The sequence below is a fragment of the Nocardia arthritidis NBRC 100137 genome, from assembly GCF_001612765.1.
Classification (GTDB): Bacteria; Actinomycetota; Actinomycetes; order Mycobacteriales; family Mycobacteriaceae; genus Nocardia; species Nocardia arthritidis.
Window position 1 is genome coordinate 33,940 of record NZ_BDBB01000006.1, and the last position, 16,608, is coordinate 50,547.

At 68.7% G+C, this 16,608-nt stretch carries 16 protein-coding genes; 4 read left to right on the forward strand and 12 right to left on the reverse strand.

Annotated elements, in window-relative coordinates:
• Nucleotides 1-51: 51 nt before the first annotated feature.
• Together NA8_RS05595 and NA8_RS05600 are read left to right on the forward strand one after the other, a co-directional pair.
• Complete coding sequence (locus NA8_RS05595; RefSeq protein ID WP_063049287.1) at nucleotides 52-783, forward strand: response regulator transcription factor; 732 nt, start codon at nucleotides 52-54, stop codon at nucleotides 781-783.
• Complete coding sequence (locus NA8_RS05600; protein WP_084466556.1) at nucleotides 780-2,240, forward strand: sensor histidine kinase; 1,461 nt, start codon at nucleotides 780-782, stop codon at nucleotides 2,238-2,240. The genes NA8_RS05595 and NA8_RS05600 overlap by 4 nt, the downstream gene beginning before the upstream one ends.
• 20 nt (nucleotides 2,241-2,260) lie before the next feature.
• On the opposite strand, the gene NA8_RS05605 is transcribed toward NA8_RS05600, so the two are convergent.
• The 12 genes from NA8_RS05605 to NA8_RS05660 all read right to left on the reverse strand — a co-directional run bounded on the left by NA8_RS05605 (nucleotide 2,261) and on the right by NA8_RS05660 (nucleotide 14,095).
• A complete protein-coding gene (locus tag NA8_RS05605) occupies nucleotides 2,261-2,749 on the reverse strand; it encodes an Rv1363c family protein (protein WP_063049445.1) in 489 nt (162 codons plus the stop codon).
• Nucleotides 2,750-2,763: 14 nt separating this feature from the next.
• Entirely contained in the window at nucleotides 2,764-3,723 is a 960-nt protein-coding gene (locus tag NA8_RS05610; protein ID WP_063049288.1) for an Rv1363c family protein, read from the reverse strand.
• Entirely contained in the window at nucleotides 3,720-5,144 is a 1,425-nt protein-coding gene (locus NA8_RS05615; protein ID WP_063049289.1) for an MCE family protein, read from the reverse strand. Before NA8_RS05615 ends, NA8_RS05610 begins: the two co-directional genes overlap by 4 nt.
• The gene (locus tag NA8_RS05620) at nucleotides 5,141-6,394 is read right to left on the reverse strand and encodes an MCE family protein (protein WP_063049290.1); all 1,254 of its coding nucleotides are present in this window, start codon (nucleotides 6,392-6,394) and stop codon (nucleotides 5,141-5,143) included. The genes NA8_RS05615 and NA8_RS05620 overlap by 4 nt, the downstream gene beginning before the upstream one ends.
• On the reverse strand, nucleotides 6,391-7,662 hold the full coding sequence (locus tag NA8_RS05625) for an MCE family protein (protein WP_063049291.1): 1,272 nt from the start codon (nucleotides 7,660-7,662) through the stop codon (nucleotides 6,391-6,393). The genes NA8_RS05620 and NA8_RS05625 overlap by 4 nt, the downstream gene beginning before the upstream one ends.
• A gap of 82 nt (nucleotides 7,663-7,744) precedes the next feature.
• Nucleotides 7,745-8,806, reverse strand: coding sequence for an MCE family protein (locus NA8_RS05630; RefSeq protein ID WP_063049292.1), 1,062 nt, complete (start codon nucleotides 8,804-8,806; stop codon nucleotides 7,745-7,747).
• Entirely contained in the window at nucleotides 8,803-9,831 is a 1,029-nt protein-coding gene (locus NA8_RS05635; protein WP_084466557.1) for an MCE family protein, read from the reverse strand. The genes NA8_RS05630 and NA8_RS05635 overlap by 4 nt, the downstream gene beginning before the upstream one ends.
• Nucleotides 9,828-11,042 (reverse strand): MCE family protein, encoded by a 1,215-nt coding sequence (locus tag NA8_RS05640; RefSeq protein WP_084466558.1) that lies wholly within the window; start codon nucleotides 11,040-11,042, stop codon nucleotides 9,828-9,830. The genes NA8_RS05635 and NA8_RS05640 overlap by 4 nt, the downstream gene beginning before the upstream one ends.
• Before the next feature lie 4 nt (nucleotides 11,043-11,046).
• Nucleotides 11,047-11,898 (reverse strand): MlaE family ABC transporter permease, encoded by an 852-nt coding sequence (locus NA8_RS05645; RefSeq protein ID WP_063049293.1) that lies wholly within the window; start codon nucleotides 11,896-11,898, stop codon nucleotides 11,047-11,049.
• 4 nt (nucleotides 11,899-11,902) lie between these two features.
• Complete coding sequence (locus NA8_RS05650) at nucleotides 11,903-12,667, reverse strand: MlaE family ABC transporter permease (RefSeq protein WP_040864643.1); 765 nt, start codon at nucleotides 12,665-12,667, stop codon at nucleotides 11,903-11,905.
• 293 nt (nucleotides 12,668-12,960) lie between these two features.
• Nucleotides 12,961-13,863 carry a 3-oxoacyl-ACP reductase gene (locus NA8_RS05655; protein ID WP_063049294.1) on the reverse strand — a complete coding sequence of 301 codons (903 nt, stop codon included), beginning with the start codon at nucleotides 13,861-13,863 and terminating at the stop codon, nucleotides 12,961-12,963.
• Nucleotides 13,864-13,906: 43 nt separating this feature from the next.
• On the reverse strand, nucleotides 13,907-14,095 hold the full coding sequence (locus NA8_RS05660) for a ferredoxin (protein ID WP_040864641.1): 189 nt from the start codon (nucleotides 14,093-14,095) through the stop codon (nucleotides 13,907-13,909).
• Nucleotides 14,096-14,269: 174 nt separating this feature from the next.
• Here NA8_RS05660 and NA8_RS05665 point away from each other — a divergent pair, with 174 nt between their 5' ends.
• On the forward strand, nucleotides 14,270-15,463 hold the full coding sequence (locus NA8_RS05665; protein WP_063049295.1) for an acyl-CoA dehydrogenase family protein: 1,194 nt from the start codon (nucleotides 14,270-14,272) through the stop codon (nucleotides 15,461-15,463).
• Nucleotides 15,464-15,482: 19 nt separating this feature from the next.
• Nucleotides 15,483-16,577 carry an acyl-CoA dehydrogenase family protein gene (locus NA8_RS05670; RefSeq protein WP_063049296.1) on the forward strand — a complete coding sequence of 365 codons (1,095 nt, stop codon included), beginning with the start codon at nucleotides 15,483-15,485 and terminating at the stop codon, nucleotides 16,575-16,577.
• Nucleotides 16,578-16,608 lie beyond the last annotated feature (31 nt).

Sequence of the window (16,608 nt, forward strand, 5' to 3'; positions counted from 1 at the left end):
CACCCAGCTTCGGTCCAGGAACTTCGCAGCCGGATACCGGACCATTTAGCCATGAGTGGTGCCCCCGTGCAGCAGACACCCGAGGCCAGGGTCCTGGTGGTCGACGACGAGCCGATGATCGTCGAACTGCTCGCGGTGAGCCTGCGCTACCAGGGCTTCGAAGTGGATACCGCGGCCGACGGCGCCCAAGCGCTGGACAAGGCGCGCTCCTTCCGTCCCCAGGCCCTGATCGTGGACGTGATGATGCCCGGCATGGACGGCTTCGGCCTGCTGCGCAGGTTGCGCGCCGACGGTGTCGACGCACCCGTGCTGTTCCTGACCGCGCGCGACGACGTGCAGGATAAGATCACCGGCCTCACCCTGGGCGCCGACGACTACGTCACCAAGCCGTTCAGCCTGGAAGAAGTGGTGGCCCGGCTGCGCGTCATCCTGCGCCGCGCGGGTCACGCGGCCCCGCAGCGGGAGAGCTCCCGTCTGCGCTTCGAGGACATCGAGCTCGACGACGACACCCACGAGGTGTGGAAGGCGGGTGAACCGGTCGCGCTGTCGCCCACCGAATTCACGCTGCTGCGCTACTTCATGGTCAACGCGGGCACCGTACTCAGCAAGCCGCGCATCCTCGACCACGTCTGGCGCTACGACTTCGGCGGCGAGGTCGGCGTGGTGGAGACCTACGTCTCCTACCTGCGCAAAAAGGTCGACACCGGCGACACGCGGCTGATCCACACCTTGCGCGGCGTCGGTTACGTGATGCGCGCGCCCCATCGCAAGAGCGGTTCATGAGCCCGAGCCGGCTCGGGCTGGTGCGTGCGAAGGTCTCCGGCCTCTCATCCGCGATTCCATTGCGCGGGACCTTGACGATCCTGCTGGTGCTCACCGCCGGGCTCGGCCTGCTCGTCTCCGGCATGGTGGTCACCTCGGCCTTGGAAGGCCAGTTGACCAATCGAACCGACCAGCAGTTGCGTGAAGGCGCGATGGAATGGTCCAGGCGCCCGCCTCCGCCACCGGTGCTACCGCCCGAGCCGCGCCACGCCCCGAGCCAGTTCTACGTGCGCTCGATGCGCACCGACGGGCGCCTGTTTCTCGTCCCGGCGTTCGCCGTCGACTCCGAACCCGCCCTGCCCGCGACCCCACCACCGTCCGGCCCGTACACCGTCGGCTCCGTGAACGGAGGGCCGATCCAGTGGCGTGTGCTGACGCTGCGCACACCGGAGGGCACGACGACGGTCGCCCTGCCGCTCACGCAGAACACCGACACCGTGCACCGGCTCGTGATGCTCGAGCTGATCGTCGGGGCGATAGTCCTGGCCGTGCTGGCGGTGCTCGCGTATTTCCTGGTGCGGCGCAGCCTTCGTCCGCTGCGGCGGGTGGAGAGCACCGCCGCAGCCATCGCACGCGGCGACCTGCACCGCCGCGTGCCGGTGCGCGATACCAACACCGAGGTAGACCGGCTTTCCAGATCGCTGAACGGAATGCTGGCGCAAATCCAGCGCGCGTTCACCGCGACCGCCGCGTCCGAGGAAGCGGCACGCAAGTCCGAGGAGCGCATGCGCCGTTTCATCGCCGACGCCAGCCACGAGCTGCGCACGCCGTTGACGACCATCCGCGGGTTCGCCGAACTGTATCGCCAGGGCGCCACCGACGATCCCGCCGCGTTCATGGACCGCATCGAGCGCGAATCCCAGCGGATGGGCGTGCTGGTGGAAGACCTGCTGATGCTCGCGCGGCTGGATGCCCAGCGCCCGCTGGAGCTGGGCCCGGTGGACCTGCTCGCCGTCGCCAGCGACGCCGTGCACAACGCACGCGCCGTGGTCGCCGCCGGACATACCGAGGGTCCCGTCCGCACCATCGAACTGAAGATCGAACCGGGCGAGGGAACGCTCGAGGTGATCGGCGACGAGGCGCGGCTGCGCCAGGTCTTGGGCAACCTGCTGAACAACGCCGTCACGCACACCGCGCCCGACGCGAAGGTGACCGTGCGGCTGGCTCCCGGCGCTGACGACGTGCGGCTCGAGGTGGCCGATACGGGTCCCGGCCTGCCCCAGGAGGAGGCCGAACGCGTCTTCGAGCGCTTCTACCGCACCGACACCTCCCGCGCGCGAACCAGCGGCGGCACCGGGCTCGGCTTGTCCATCGTGCAGGCGCTGGTGACCGCGCACGGCGGCGAGGTCGGCGTGCGCAGTTCGCCCGAGGCGGGGACAACGTTCACGGTGCGGCTGCCACGCAGGCTGCCGGAGTGACCCTGGCGAATTCGCCGGACTCAGACCGGGGTAACCGCCGAGACCAACCAGTGCGAGTCCGCCTTCGTCAGCGTCACTCGCACACGACTGCCGGTGGTGGTGCCCTGCGGGGTGTCCTTGCTCGTCATCACCTGGTTGAGGAACAACAGCACTTGCGCGTGCGAACGGTCCGCGGAGATGACACCGCCCGCCTGGGTGGTCGCGGTGACGGTGAGCTGCTTCTCCTTGGCTCCCGGCGCGATCTGCTTGTCGATCAGCGTCAGATAGTCGTCGCGGAAGTCACCGGTCAGGTTGTCGGCGGACTTGCGCAGTTCGGTGTCCACGGTCTGCGGGTTGTAGGTGAACATGGCCTCGAGGGTGCGTCCCGCCGTCGCGACCGCGTCCGCGCGCGACTGCTCGGCCTGCCGGTCGTCCCAGTAGCGGTAACCGTTGACGCCACCGATCACCGCGGCCGCGGCGACCACGACACCGAGTACCGCGAGCAGGATCTTGGCCCGAATTCCGTTCATGCTGCGTCCGCCGGTCATGCCACGAACTCCACATTGGACACGGTCAGCCCGGAATCACCGCGGGACACGGTGACCCGGAATCGGTAATACCTGGTCTGCGGCTCGGCCTGGCCCGCGTTGGTGAGCGTCTGCTTGGCGGCGACCAGTACCCGCCCGGATCGATCGTCGTCGCTTTCCAGCGCGGCCTCCACGATCTCGCCGCTGGAGACCACTTTGGCCTGCTGCACGATGCTGGTGAACGGATCGACCCGGCCGTCGAACTCGGTCTTGAACTCGCCCGAGGCCAGCGACAGGATCCGGTCGATGTCCTGCTTGGCGGAATCGGCGCGGATGGTGGTCAGATTGACGATCGCCTGCCGGGCGGTTTCCACGTATTCGGCGCGGCGTTCGTCGCGCTCGTGCGCCGAGCGCATCGCGAGCACCGAGAGGGTCGCGCCGCAGACGAGCGCGACGATCAGCAGCGCGGCGGCGGCCATCGCGACAATGCGCGGGAGGCCGCGGCTCTTGCTCGGAGCGGGCTTCTGCTCGGACGGCGACTCGGCAGCGGCTTTCGTCATGCTGACTGTCGCCTTGTCCGCGTCGGCGGTCGAGTCGTCCGTGGCCGGTACCGGTGCGCTCGGGGGGCTCGACTCGGCGCCGACGGTGCTCGGCTCGTCGTCCGCGTCGGCGGTTTCGGCCGAGCGGTCGGAAGAGACCTTCGCGGGTGTGGCCTCAGCATCGTCTGCGGCCGTGGTCTCAGCGGCGGCGACCACGGTCTCCGCGTCTGTGGCAGCGGTGGTTTTCGCACCCGCGGCAACGGGTGTCTTCGCATCGCGCGCGGCCTGGGTCGCGGGCGCGGCGTGGGTCGCACGCGCGGCGTCGCTCGAAGGCGTGGGCGCGGCGCCGTCGGGGATCGCGTTCTCCTCGACCGGCGGTCCGGCCGAGCGCACCGCACGACGCCGCGTGCGGTGACCTTCTCCGTTGCTGTCACTCATCGTTGCTGCTCCTCGAGCATCGCCTGCCAGCTCGACGGTACCGTGCCCGAACCGCTCGGTCCGATATCGCCCTGTCGATATGTCCGCCCGTCGGGGCCGATGTAGACGCCGCTGTCCGGGTCGTACGCCCGGGCGGCGGCCGGTGTGCCGCCGCCGTAACTCGCCGGCGCCACGACGGGCGGCTCATCGGCGGGCGCTGCCGCGGGCGCGACCGGCCGCGGCGGCCCGAACGGCGGGTTGTCACCCAACGGAACGTACCCGGTCCGGCACATCTCCGGCGTCGGAGCGCGCACACCGGGCACTTCGGCGCACGGCGTGTTCCGGATCCCGCGCACCGCTTCGGGAGCGTCTTGCGGCACCTTGCAGTACAGGCCGGAAGGCGTGGGCGGGGTGTCGAGTTCGCTCGGCGAGCGGCGCTGGTCGGGTGGGAGGAAGCCGGTCGTGCAGGCGGGCGGGTCGTTGACCAACGCCATGAAGTCGACCAGTGCTCCGTATTCGAGCGGGCCGCGTACCGCGGTGAGCAGCGCGGCGACCAGCGGCGGATAGACCACCAGGATCTGCTCGAGTCCCGCGTGGTAGGTGACCGCGACTTGGCCGACGCTGACCAGGTTCGACAGCAGCAGCGGCAGGGTCGGGCGCAGATCTTCGAACAGTGTGGTCACCCGCTGCATGGCGGACGGGCCCTCGCGCAGGACGCCGCGCAGCGCGGGGTCGTGACCGCGCAGCTGGTCGGTGACGGTCGCCAGATCGGCGGTCCAGGAACGGATCGCCGCGTCCGAACGGGTCTGGGTGTCCAGCAGCGGCCCGATCTGGTCGAGCAACTGCTTCGTCGGTTCGGCGTTCGCCTGCGCCTCCTGCACCAGCAGCGACGCGGAGTCGATGAATCGTTGCAGGTCCGGTCCGGCGCCGTTGAACGCGAGGAACGCCTCGTCGATGACCTGCCGCAGCCGGGTGTCCGCCACGCTCGACAACAACCGGTCGGCTTGGTCCAGCAGCGCGCCGACGTCTTGCGGCAGCTTGGTGCGCTCCACCGGGATCACGCTGCCATCGCGCAGGTTCCCGCCCGTGCGGTGCTCGGCGGGGACCAGATCCACGTACTGCTCGCCGACCGCGGAGACACTGCGGACCCACGCGTCGACGTCGGAGGGAATCTTGTAGTCGCTGGCGATGGACAGTTCCGCGTCCACGCCGACCGGGGTGAGCCGGACCTCCTTCACCACACCGACATTCGTGCCGCGATAGGCGACGTTGGCCGTCGGGTACAGGCCACCGGTCGCGGCCAGTTTCACCGTGACCTCGTAGCGCCCGATGCCGAACATCGCGGGTACCTTCACGTATGTGCCGCCCATGACCACCAGGCCGATCACCGTCAGCACGGAGAAGATGATCAGCTGGGTACGGACGAACCGGGTGAGCGTCACTGGCCCGGACCCCCTTGCGGCGCGGTGTTGCCCGGCATGGGCACGGTCAATCCGGGAATGGCGGGCAAGCCGGGGATCGGCGGCAGCCCCGGGATGGTCGGGGCGGGCTGGCTCGCCGCGGGCGGCGGCGCCTGCAACGGCCCGGTGGCCGGGTCGCCGTTCTGCGCGGCCGTGCCCGGCGCGAAGCTGCCGAGAGCGCCTTCCACGCCGCCGAACCGTCCACCCAGCGGCGTGCCGGTGAGGAAGTTCGAATCCAGCCGCTTACCGGTGATGTCCACGGTCATGAACAGGTTCAGGTAGTCGCCCTTGATCGCGTGGTCCAGGTTCTTCATCGGGAACGGGAAGGTGGCCAGGATCTTCAGCGCCTCGGTCAGGTCGCTGCCGGTGTCCGACAGCGATTTCAACGCGGGCACGAGACTGCGCAGGTTGGCCTTCAGGTCCTCGCCGCTGGCGTCGACGATGCGCCCGACGACGTCGCTCAGCTCGCCGAGCGCGGTGATCGCCCTGGTGATGTTCGCGCGGCGGTCGGCGAGCACGGTCAACGCCGGATGGATCTGCTCGATGGCCGCCGCCACCACGTCACGCTGCTCGGCGAGCTGACCGCCCAGCCGGTCCAGCCCGCTCATCGCCGCGATGATGTCGCCGGTCTGGCGGTCCAGGTTCGTGGTGAGCTCGTTCAGCTGCGGCAGCAGGTCGCGGATGGCTTCCTCGCGCCCGGTGAGCGCCGAATTGAGTTCGTGGGTGATGGTTTCCAGCTGCGCGACGCCGCCGCCGTTGAGCACTACCGACAGCGAGGACAGCACCTGCTCGGTGGTCGGATAGGTCCCGGCCCGCGCCAGCGGGATGACATCGCCCGCCCGCAACCGGCCTTCGGGAGCCTGATCCGTCGGCTCGGCGAGCTCGAGATGGTTGGACCCGAGCAAACTGGTCTGCCCGATCTTGGCGACGGCGTTCGCCGGCAACTGCACGTCCGGGTTCAGCGTGACGGTGACCAGCGCGTGCCAGTCCTCCACCTCGATCTTCGACACCGTGCCGACCGCTACGTCGTGCACCCGGACGGGGGAATTGCGGGTCAGCGTGGTCACGTTGGGCATCTGGATACGCACTTCGTAGGAGCCGGGCGCGGTGCCCTCGGTGCCGGGCATCGGCAGCGAATTCAGTCCGTCCCACTCACAACCGGAGACGCCCAGCGCCACCGCCAGCCCCACCGCGACCATGGCGGTGCGGTGCAATCGCCGCGTCGGCGTCATCGCACTCCTCCCGGAATGGCCAGTCCGGCAAGGCCGCTGGGCACGCTCACCGGAGCGGGCTGCGGTGGCGCGGGAGTCTGGCTCTGCACCCGATCGGCCAGGCTGGGATCGGTGTACACCAACTGGTCGGGGAACGCGGTCACGCCGCTGGCCGGGTTCGTCATGATCGGCACGTAGTTCATGCTCAGGCTGTTGATCACCGGCGCGAGGTACTGCGCGCAGAGGTCGGCGCTGCGATCGGCGTCGTTGGTCTCCAGCGCGCGCACCGAGCCGCACAGGAACCCGAGCGGGTCGGCCGGGTTGTTCAGCGCGATCGCGCCGGTCAGGGTGCCTTGGGCGGGCTTGTAGATCTGGTAGAAGTTCACCAGCGCGGTCGGGCCGGAGTGCAGTACGCGTTCCAGTTCCGGCCGCTTGTCGACCAGCACCTGGGTGGCGTCGGCCAGCCGCTGCACGCCCTCGGTGAGTTCGGCGCCGCTGCCGTCGATGAACCGGCGCACGTCGACGATCGCGGCGTCCAGATTGTCCAGTCCCGCGCCGAGATCGGCCGAGACCCCGGCCAGCACCGAGGACACCGACGCCAGCCGTCCGCCGAACTGCACGATCTGCTCGTTGCTCGCCGACAGCACGTCGACGAACTTCTGTAGGTTGCGCACCGTGCCGAACAGGTCGGTGCGCCCGTCCGAGAGCGTGCTCAAGGTGGCCGACAGTTCCCGCAGGGTGTCGCGGAATCGCTGCCCGTTGCCGTCGAGGTTGTCGGCGGCGGTGTCGACGAAGCGGCCGAAGGACCCCTGTTTGTCGTCACCGACCGGACCGAGGGCGGTGGCCAGCTTGGACAGCTCGGCCTTGATGTCGTCCCACTCGACCGGCACCGCGGTGTGCTCGATCGGGATCACGCTGCCGTCCTTCAGCTTCGGTCCGCCGGTGTAGGCGGGCGCGATCTGGATGAAACGCGCCGAGACCAGCGACGGCGAGATGATCACCGCCTTCGGGTCGGCGGGGACGTCGATTCCGCGATCGAGGGTCATGGTCACCTTCACCCGGTCGGCGCCGGGCTCGATCGAGTCGATCCGGCCGACCTTGACGCCGAGCACCCGCACGTCGTCACCCGCGTACAGGCCCGACGTGGACGGGAAGTAGGCGGTGACCTTGGTGGTCCCGATCCGGGTTATGCCGGTCCACGCGACCGCGACCACGAGCGCCGCGACGACCACTCCGGCCAGCACCAGCGCCCAGCGGGGCAGTTTCCGAACGACGTTCAACATGCGCATCCCCCCGGACGCGACTCCCCCGTGGTCGGCGCGGATCTATCGACGGCTCGAGACGGGTACAGGATGGACGGGTAATGCCCACTCATCGCGGCGGCTCCTGTATCGCGGGTTCGATCGACGGGGACGGCGTGAGGTAGCTCTGCAGATCGTTCGGCAGGTGCTGCGGCCACACCAGCGCGTCCACCAGCGGTTGCAGCGTCTTGCTCGCGGCATTGATCACGTACGCCTGGAAGTAGGGACCGCTGCCGACCTGCTCACCGAGCGCGGCGGCGAACGGGCCGAGACCGTCCAGCGCGTCGGCGAGGTTCTGTTTGTTGCGCTGCAACAGCGCCACTACCGAATTCAGCTTGTCCAATGCGGGTCTGAGCTGTGCCTCGTTGTCGGCGACCAGGCCGGACAGCTGCTGGGCGAGTCCGTTGACGTAGACGATCAGCTGCCCGAGCGCGGTGCGCCGCCGGTCCAGCTCACCGAGCAGCTCGTTGCCGTCCAGGATCAGCGCGTTGATCTGGTTGCCGCGGTCGGCGAGGATCTTCGTCACGTTCTGCGCCCGCTTCAGCAGATCGGTCAGCGCCTGGTCGCGCGCGTTGATGCTGCGAGAGAGCGCGGTGACGCCGTCGAGCGCCGAGCGCAACGGCGCGGGGGTGTCGGCGAAGGTCGCCGAGAGGGCGTCGAGGGTCTGGTCGACCCGGTCGAGATCCAGGTCGTGCACCGTTCCCGCCAAGTCGCTCAGCGCCTCGTTGAGCGAGTACGGCGAAGTGGTGCGCTCCAGCGGGATGGTGTCGTCGGTGCGCAGCGCGCCGGGACCGGCTGGCGTCACCTCCAGCGATTTGCGTCCGAGCACCGTGTTGGTCTTGATCGCCGCCGAGGTCTTCTCGCCCAGCACGATCGACTCGGCGAGGGTGAACCGGACGAGCACTTTCGCGCCGTCCAGGCCGACCTCCTCCACCCGTCCGGACCGCACGCCCGCGACCTGCACCGCGTCACCGGGGAGCAGGCCGCCCGCGTCGGCGAAGTAGGCGGTGAACGTCGCGCCGGAACGAATGAACGGCAAACGGTCGAATTGCAGTGCCGACAGCGCCACCGCCACCGCGAGCACGAGGCCGACGATGCCGATGGTGATGGCGGATGATCGCTGCTGTTTCATCGGTTGTCCGCACACCTTCCGGTCGTCTGCGCCCCGGGCATGTTGATCTTCATCGTCTGTCCGTTCGGGCCGTCCACCAGGAAGTTCGTCGAGCAGACGTAGAGCTGGAGGAAGGAGCCGTAGGAGCCGATGCGGATCAGCTGGCGATAGGTCGACGGCAGCCGTTCCAGGACCCACTGCACCGTGTCCGACCCGGCGTCGAGGTTCGTGGCCAGTCGTCCGGTCTGCTCGATGGTGCCCCGCAGATCGGGGCGGGCCTGGGCGAGCAGGTCGGTCAGGTCGCCGGTGGCCCCGGCGATTCGCGGGATCGCGTCGCCGATCTGGTCCTTGTCGGCCGCCAGTCCGCTGATCAGGCGTTGCAGTTCGGCGATCGTGGTGGCGAACTGGTCGCCGCGCTGATCGATGGTTTGCAGCACCGCGTTCAGGTTGTTGATCACGCTGCCGATGAGCGCGTCCCGGTCGGCGAGCGTCTTGGCGAACGAACCGCCGCTGTTGAGCAGGGACACCAACGTGCCGCCCTGGCCCTGGAAGATCTGCAGCAGGGCGTTGGTCAGGTCGTTCACCTGGCCGGGGTCCAGGCCGCGCAGCAGCGGCCGGAAACCGCCGAGCAGCATGTCCAGGTCGAGTGCGGGCGCGGTCTGTTCCTTGACGATGGTGCCGCCGGGCTGCAGGACGCGGTTCGAGCCGGGCCCCTCGGACAGCTCGACATAGCGGTCGCCGACCAGGTTCTCGTACTTGATCGCCGCCCGGGTGCTGGTGAGCAGCCGGTACTTGCGGTCGACGTCGAACTCGACGTGCGCCAGGTAGTCCTTGCCCACCTTCACCGAGGTGACCGAGCCGACCGGCACACCCGCGATGCGCACCTTCGCCCCGGGCAGCACGCCCGAGGAACTGGTGAACACGGCGTGGTAGCCGTTCTCCCTGGCGAAGCGCATCTGGCTGAACACGACCGCCAGGCCGGCGAAGATCAGCGCCATCACCAGCGTGAAGATCGCCAGTTTGACGGTGGTCGCGGTGTTCTTCACGGGCGCGGCACCCCCGGTAGTCCGGCGAACAGGAGCTGGAAGATCTTCGGCGGGTTCACACTCAGCGTCGTCGACGGTGTGTACACGTGGCCTTCCGAGGTATCGGTGACGACATAGTCCGAGTGGCTGCCCGGCACCCGGTCCAGCAGGCCCTCGCATCGCGGGCCGCCGGTCGCGTTGACCTTGGGCAGGTCCTCCGGGTAGGTGTACGGCTTCGCGCCGTACATGAAGCCGGTGTTCAGCGCGACGCCTTCCTGCAGCCCGCCGAAGACCGCCTCACCCATCGGCAGCGCCTTACCGAGGCCGCCGATCAGGCAGTACAGCGCGGGTGCGTACTCGTCGAGCAGCCCGGTGGTCGGGCGCAGCAGATCCAGCGCGGTGCCGAGCTGATTCTCGTTGTCGCGCAACACCGATCCGGTGGTGTCGGCCAGGCCGGTGAGGTTCACCAGAACGTTGTCCAAGCTGTCCTGCTCCTGGGCCAGGGTCTTGCTGGTGACCGTGAAGTTGTCCACCGTGCGCAGCAGGTCGTTCACCGTGTCCGCGTACAGGTCGGTGACCTCACCGGTCTTCGCCAGGTCCTGCCGCAGCGTCGGCAGATACGGGTTGATGTCGCGCAGGTAGGCGTCGCTCTGCGTGAGCAGCTCACCGAGTTTCTGCCCGCGGCCCTGCAGCGCCGTGCCGAGCGCGGACAGCGTCGCGTTCAGCTTCTCCGGCTCGATCTTGGCCAGCACGTCCGACAGGTGCTGGAACAGGGTGTTGAACTCGACGGTCACCCGCTGCGCGGTCACGGTCGCGCCCGGCCGCAGCGGGGTGGACGAGGGCTGCTGCGGAACGATGAAGTTGATGTACTTCGCACCGAACACCGTGGTCGACCTGATGTCGACGTCCGCGTTGGAGGGGACCAGTTTCAACAGGTCCGGATCGAGGGCCAGTTTCAGTCGGGCGCCCTCGGCGGTGTGGTCGACGGACGCGACGCGGCCGATCTCCACGCCGCGCACCTTCACCTTGGCGTCCGGGTCCAGGACCAGGCCGCTGCGCGGCGCGTCCACCGTCACGGTGGCCGTGGGCGTGAACCCGCCGACGAACATGATCATCGCGACCGCGACGATCGCGACCAGCGCGAGCACCATCGTGATGCCGGCCAGTTTCACGCCGAGCCCGCCGCGCAGCGCCCGCCCCAGGCGGCTTTCCGTTTGCTTCGATTCCGCCATGTCGCTATCCGGAGAGGTGGAAGTTGCCGGAGGTGCCGTAGATGGCCAGCGAGACCAGCAGGGTCACCGTGACGACCGCGACCAGCGAGGTCCGCACCGCGTTGCCCACCGCGACACCCACGCCGACCGGGCCGCCCGCGGCGGTGTAGCCGTAGTAGGTGTGGATCATCATGATCGCCAAGGACATGAGAATCGCCTGGGCGAACGACCACAGGATGTCGGTCGGGATGAGGAACGTGGAGAAGTAGTGGTCGTAGACGCCGGCCGACTGTCCGTAGATGACGACCGTGGCGAACCGGCTGGCCAGGAACGACGCGATCACCGCGAGCGCGTACAGCGGGACGATCGCGATCATCCCGGCCAGCACGCGGGTGCCCACCAGGTAGGGCACCGGCCGGATCGCCATCGACTCCAGCGCGTCGATCTCCTCGGCGACCCGCATCGCGCCCAGTTGCGCGGTCGAGCCCGCCCCGATGGTGGCCGCCAGGCCGATGCCGGAGATCACCGGCGCCGCGATTCGGACGTTGATGAACGCCGCGAAGAAGCCGGTCAGCGCCTCGACGCCGATATTGCCCAGGGAGCTGTAGCCCTGCACGGCGATGGTGCCGCCCGCGAAGAGGGTGAGGAACCCGACGATCACCACCGTGCCGCCGATCACCGCCAGCGCGCCGGTACCCATGCTGATCTCGGCGATCAGCCGGATGGTCTCGGTGCGATAGTGCACCAGCGCGCGTGGCAGGGACCCGAGCGCCTGGGCATAGAACACCGCGTGCTTGCCGACCGAATCGAGCGAGTCCGACACCCTGCGCATTCGCCGGACCGTGCGGGGAAAGCGGGATTGGATTACGAAGGCCATCGCGTCACCGCGCCGTGAACTTGATGCCGACGGCGGTGACCACCACGTTCACGACGAACAGGGCCATAAAAGCGAAGACTACGGTCTGATTCACCGCATCACCGACACTCTTGGGTCCGCCTTTGACATTCAGGCCCAGATAGCAGGCGACCAGTCCGGCGATCAGCCCGAACAATCCGGCTTTCACCTCCGAAATGATCAGCTCGGGCAGATGAGTGAGCAGCGTGATGCCATTGACGAACGCGCCGGGGTTCACATCCTGCAGATACACCGAGAACAGAAATCCGCCGACGATGCCGATGGTGCACACCAGGCTGTTGAGCATCAGCGCGACGAACATCGACGCGAGCACCCGGGGCACCACCAAGCGCTGTACCGGATTGATGCCCAGTACTCGCATGGCATCGATTTCCTCGCGAATGGTGCGTGCGCCCAGGTCGGCGCAGATCGCGGTGGCGCCCGCCCCCGCCACGATGAGCACGGTGACGATCGGCCCCACCTGGGTGACCGCGCCGAATGCCGCGCCCGCCCCGCTGAGGTCGGCCGCGCCGATCTCCCGCAACAGAATGTTCAACGTGAAGCTCACCAGAACGGTGAACGGAATGGCCACCAGCAATGTCGGCACGATCGATACTCGCGCGATGAACCAGGACTGGTCGATGAACTCCCGCCATTGAAAGGGCCTGCGCACACTGGCGCGCGCGACATCGGCGGTGAGTTCGAAGAATCCTCCGACGGCCCGCAACGGCACGGCAAGGACCTCGTTCATCCACGATCCTCCTTGCTCAACCCGGCGTACACAGCCCACGGCGCGAATCTCCACCGTGGCCGCACCGCCGGAACGATTAGAACACGTTCACCGTGTTGCCGGTAGCGCTTTTCACACTTTTGAAGTGCAATTTCCCGAAAAGTCGGCATATAAATTTGGAACCGGTGTCATCGGGTGATGATCCCACCTTTGTGAGGTTGGACATAACCCGTCCCTATGTCTACCAAGCACCGATCCCATGATCAACAGTTGGACAGCTGATCAGTAGCGGGTCCACGGCGAGCCGCCGCGGCTCACCCCAGCTCTGCCAGCGAAGACGCCGAGAAGGTGCGCCCTTCCGGGCGATCGGCGAAGTAGCCGCCCAGCGTGTCGGCCAGATCCTGGGCCGACCACTCCCCCGCGGCCGCGTCGAACCGGCGCTCCACGACCGGCGCCGCCATGAGCGCCACCATCCCCCCGTAGACGACGAACAGCTGTCCGTTGACCGCGTCGGCCGCAGGCGAGGCCAGATAGGCGACCAGTCGGGCCACGTGGTCGGGCGAGAGCGGGTCGGCCTCACCGTCCGGGGCGGGGCTGAACACCGCCTCGGTCATCGCGGTGCGCGCCCGCGGCGCGATCGCGTTGGCGCGCACGCCGAAGCGAGACAGGGCCCGCGCGGCCGAGAGGGTCAGCGCGGTGATGCCCGCCTTCGCGGCCCCGTAGTTGGCCTGCCCCTCCGGGCCGAGCAATCCGGCCTCGGAGGAGGTGTTGATCAGCCTGCCGTAGACCGGCGCGCCCGCCTGCTTCGACTTGCCGCGCCAATAGGCGGCGGCGTTGCGCGAGAGCAGGAAATGGCCGCGCAGATGCACCGCGAGCACCGCGTCGAAGTCCTCGTCGGACATGTTGAACAGCATCCGGTCGCGGGTGATGCCCGCGTTGTTGACCACGATGTCGACCGATCCGAACGACTCCTCGGCGGTGCGGATCAGCGCGTCGGCGGTCGCGCGCTCGGCGATGCTGCCCGCGACGAACTCCGCCTTGGCGCCCAGCGCCCGGATCTCACCGAGCGTGCTCGCGACCGCCTCCGACTCCGCGAGGTCGTTGACCACCACCGACGCACCGGCTCCGGCCAGCGCGAGCGCTTCGGCCCGCCCAAGTCCGGCGCCGCCGCCGGTCACGATCGCTACACGGCCCGCAAGGCTCAGATCATTGCTCACGCGGCCGACTCTAGAACGTGTTCCAACTTACGGCAAGCATCGCTCACTGCAACCGCAACGCCGCCTTCGGACATTGCGCGACGGCGTCCTCGACATCGGCGAGCCGATCGGGGGGCACGTCCGCGTTCGCGATGTGCAGGACGTCCTCGTCATCGAGTTCGAACACGTCGGGGGCGATTCCGACACAGATTCCATTCGCTTCGCACTGGTCTGGATCGACACTGATCTTCATGGCAACTCCTTTACCACCACTCTGGCCGAAGCCTAACAAGCCGATCCGCTCCACCGGGGCGTCATCGGGGGGATTCGCTATCAATACTGGAACATGTTTCAGTCCATATGCAATGATCGGGGAAACCCGGTCCGACGAAGGCTCGTCCCACCCACCCCGCCGAGAGGTCTTGCCATGCGCATTGCGTACACGCCGCAACAGGAGCAGCTGCGCGCGGAGTTGCGCGACTACTTCGCGCGACTCATCACCCCTGAGCGCAGGGAGGCCCTGAGCGCGCAGACCGGCGAGTACGGGCAGGGCAACGTGTACCGCGAGGTGGTGCAGCAGATGGGCCACGACGGCTGGCTGGCGCTGGGCTGGCCCGAGGAATACGGCGGCCAGGACCGCCCCACCATGGACCAGCTGATCTTCACCGACGAGGCGGCGATCGCGGGCGCGCCGGTGCCGTTCCTGACCATCAACTCGGTCGCGCCCACGATCATGCACTACGGCAGTGCGGAGCAGAAGAAGTTCTTCCTGCCCAAGATCGCGGCCGGTGAACTGCACTTCTCCATCGGCTACTCCGAGCCGGGCGCGGGCACCGACCTGGCCAGCCTGCGCACCACCGCGGTGCGCGACGGCGACGACTACGTGATCAACGGCCAGAAGATGTGGACCAGCCTGATCGCCTACGCCGACTACGTCTGGCTGGCCGTGCGCACCGATCCGACGGCCAGGAAGCACAAGGGCATCAGCATGCTCATCGTGCCGACCACCGCCGAGGGCTTCTCGTGGACGCCGGTGCACACGATGGCCGGGCCGGACACCAGCGCCACCTACTACCAGGACGTTCGCGTGCCCGCGAGCGCGCTGGTGGGCCAGGAGAACGGCGGCTGGGCGCTGATCACCAACCAGCTCAACCACGAGCGCGTCGCGCTCACCTCGGCCGCGCCGCTGGCGCTGGCGCTGCGTCAGACCGTCGAATGGGCGCGCGAGACCAAGGCCAGCGACGGGTCCCGCGTGATCGACCGCGAATGGGTGCAGCTCATCCTGGCCAAGGTGCACGCCAAGGTGGAATACCTCAAGTTGCTGAACTGGGAGATCGCCAGCCGGGCCGACGCGGGCGGCGACGCGGCTCCGCGTCCGTGGGACGCCTCCGCGTGCAAGGTGTACGGCACCGAGCTGGCCACCGAGGCCTACCGGTCGCTCATGGAGGTGCTCGGCCCGCAGGCATACCTGCGCCAGGACTCCCCCGGCGCGCAATTGCGCGGCCGCCTCGAGCGGATGCACCGCGCCGCGCTCATCCTCACGTTCGGCGGCGGCACCAACGAGGTGCAGCGCGACATCATCGCCATGACCGCCCTGAAGCAGCCTGCCGCCGCGCGCTGACGAAAGCTGAGAGACCACCATGGATTTCACCCCAACCGAAGCCCAACTCGATCTCGGCCGGCTGACCGGCGAGGTGTGCGGGAAATTGGTCACCGCAGACCGGTTGCGCGAACTCGATACTGCCGAAGAGCGATTCGACCGGCCGCTGTGGAGTTCGCTGGCCGAGACCGGTGTGCTCGCGGCGGCGCTGCCCGAATCGGTCGGCGGCAGCGACCTCGGCGCGCTCGAGCAGACCGCCGTCCTGCGCGAGCTGGGCAAGCACCTCGCGGCCGTGCCGTACCTGTGGTCGATCACGCTCGGCGCGGGTGCGCTGGCACGGTTCGGCGATGCGGCGCAACAGGATCTGGCCACCCGGGCGGGCGCGGGCAGCGTCATCCTCACGGTCGCGCTGGCCGAGGAGCGCAACTGGGAACCCGCCGCGCCGACCACCAGCGCGGTCGAGACCGCCGACGGCTGGCGGCTGACCGGCGCCAAGACCACCGTGCCCTTCGCGAACCGGGCCGAGCGGATCCTGGTGCCCGCCACGGTCTCCGGAACCACCGCGGTGTTCCTGGTCGATCCCGCGGCGGCGACGGTGACCGCGCAACAGGTGGTCGACCGCAGCCCGGAGTTCGCGGTTGAGTTGACCGATACACCCGCCGAGCTGATCGGCACCGTGGCCGACGGCGCGGAGATCCTGGACTGGATTCTCACCCGCGCCTGGCTCGGCCTGAGCGCCGTGCAGCTCGGCACCCTGGAACGGGCGCTCGAGCTGGTCGCCGAGTACGCCAGGGAGCGCGAGCAGTTCGGCAAGGCGGTCGGCAGCTTCCAGGCCGTCGCCCAGCGGCTCGCCGACGCCTACATCGACGTGCAGGGCCTGCGCCTGGCGGTCACCCAGGCGGCGTGGCTGCTCTCGGAGGACCTGCCCGCCGCCGAGGCGGTGCACACCGCCAAGTTCTGGGCCGCCGACGCGGGCCATCGCGTCGCCCACACCGTGGTCCACGTGCACGGCGGCGTCGGCATCGACCGCGACCACATCGCGCACAACTACTTCACCGCCGCCAAACACAACGAGTTCGCCCTCGGCGCGAGCACCGACCACCTGCGCGCCCTCGGCGCGCTGCTGGCCACGTAACCGCACCCGTGCACATTCGGCCCGCACGGCA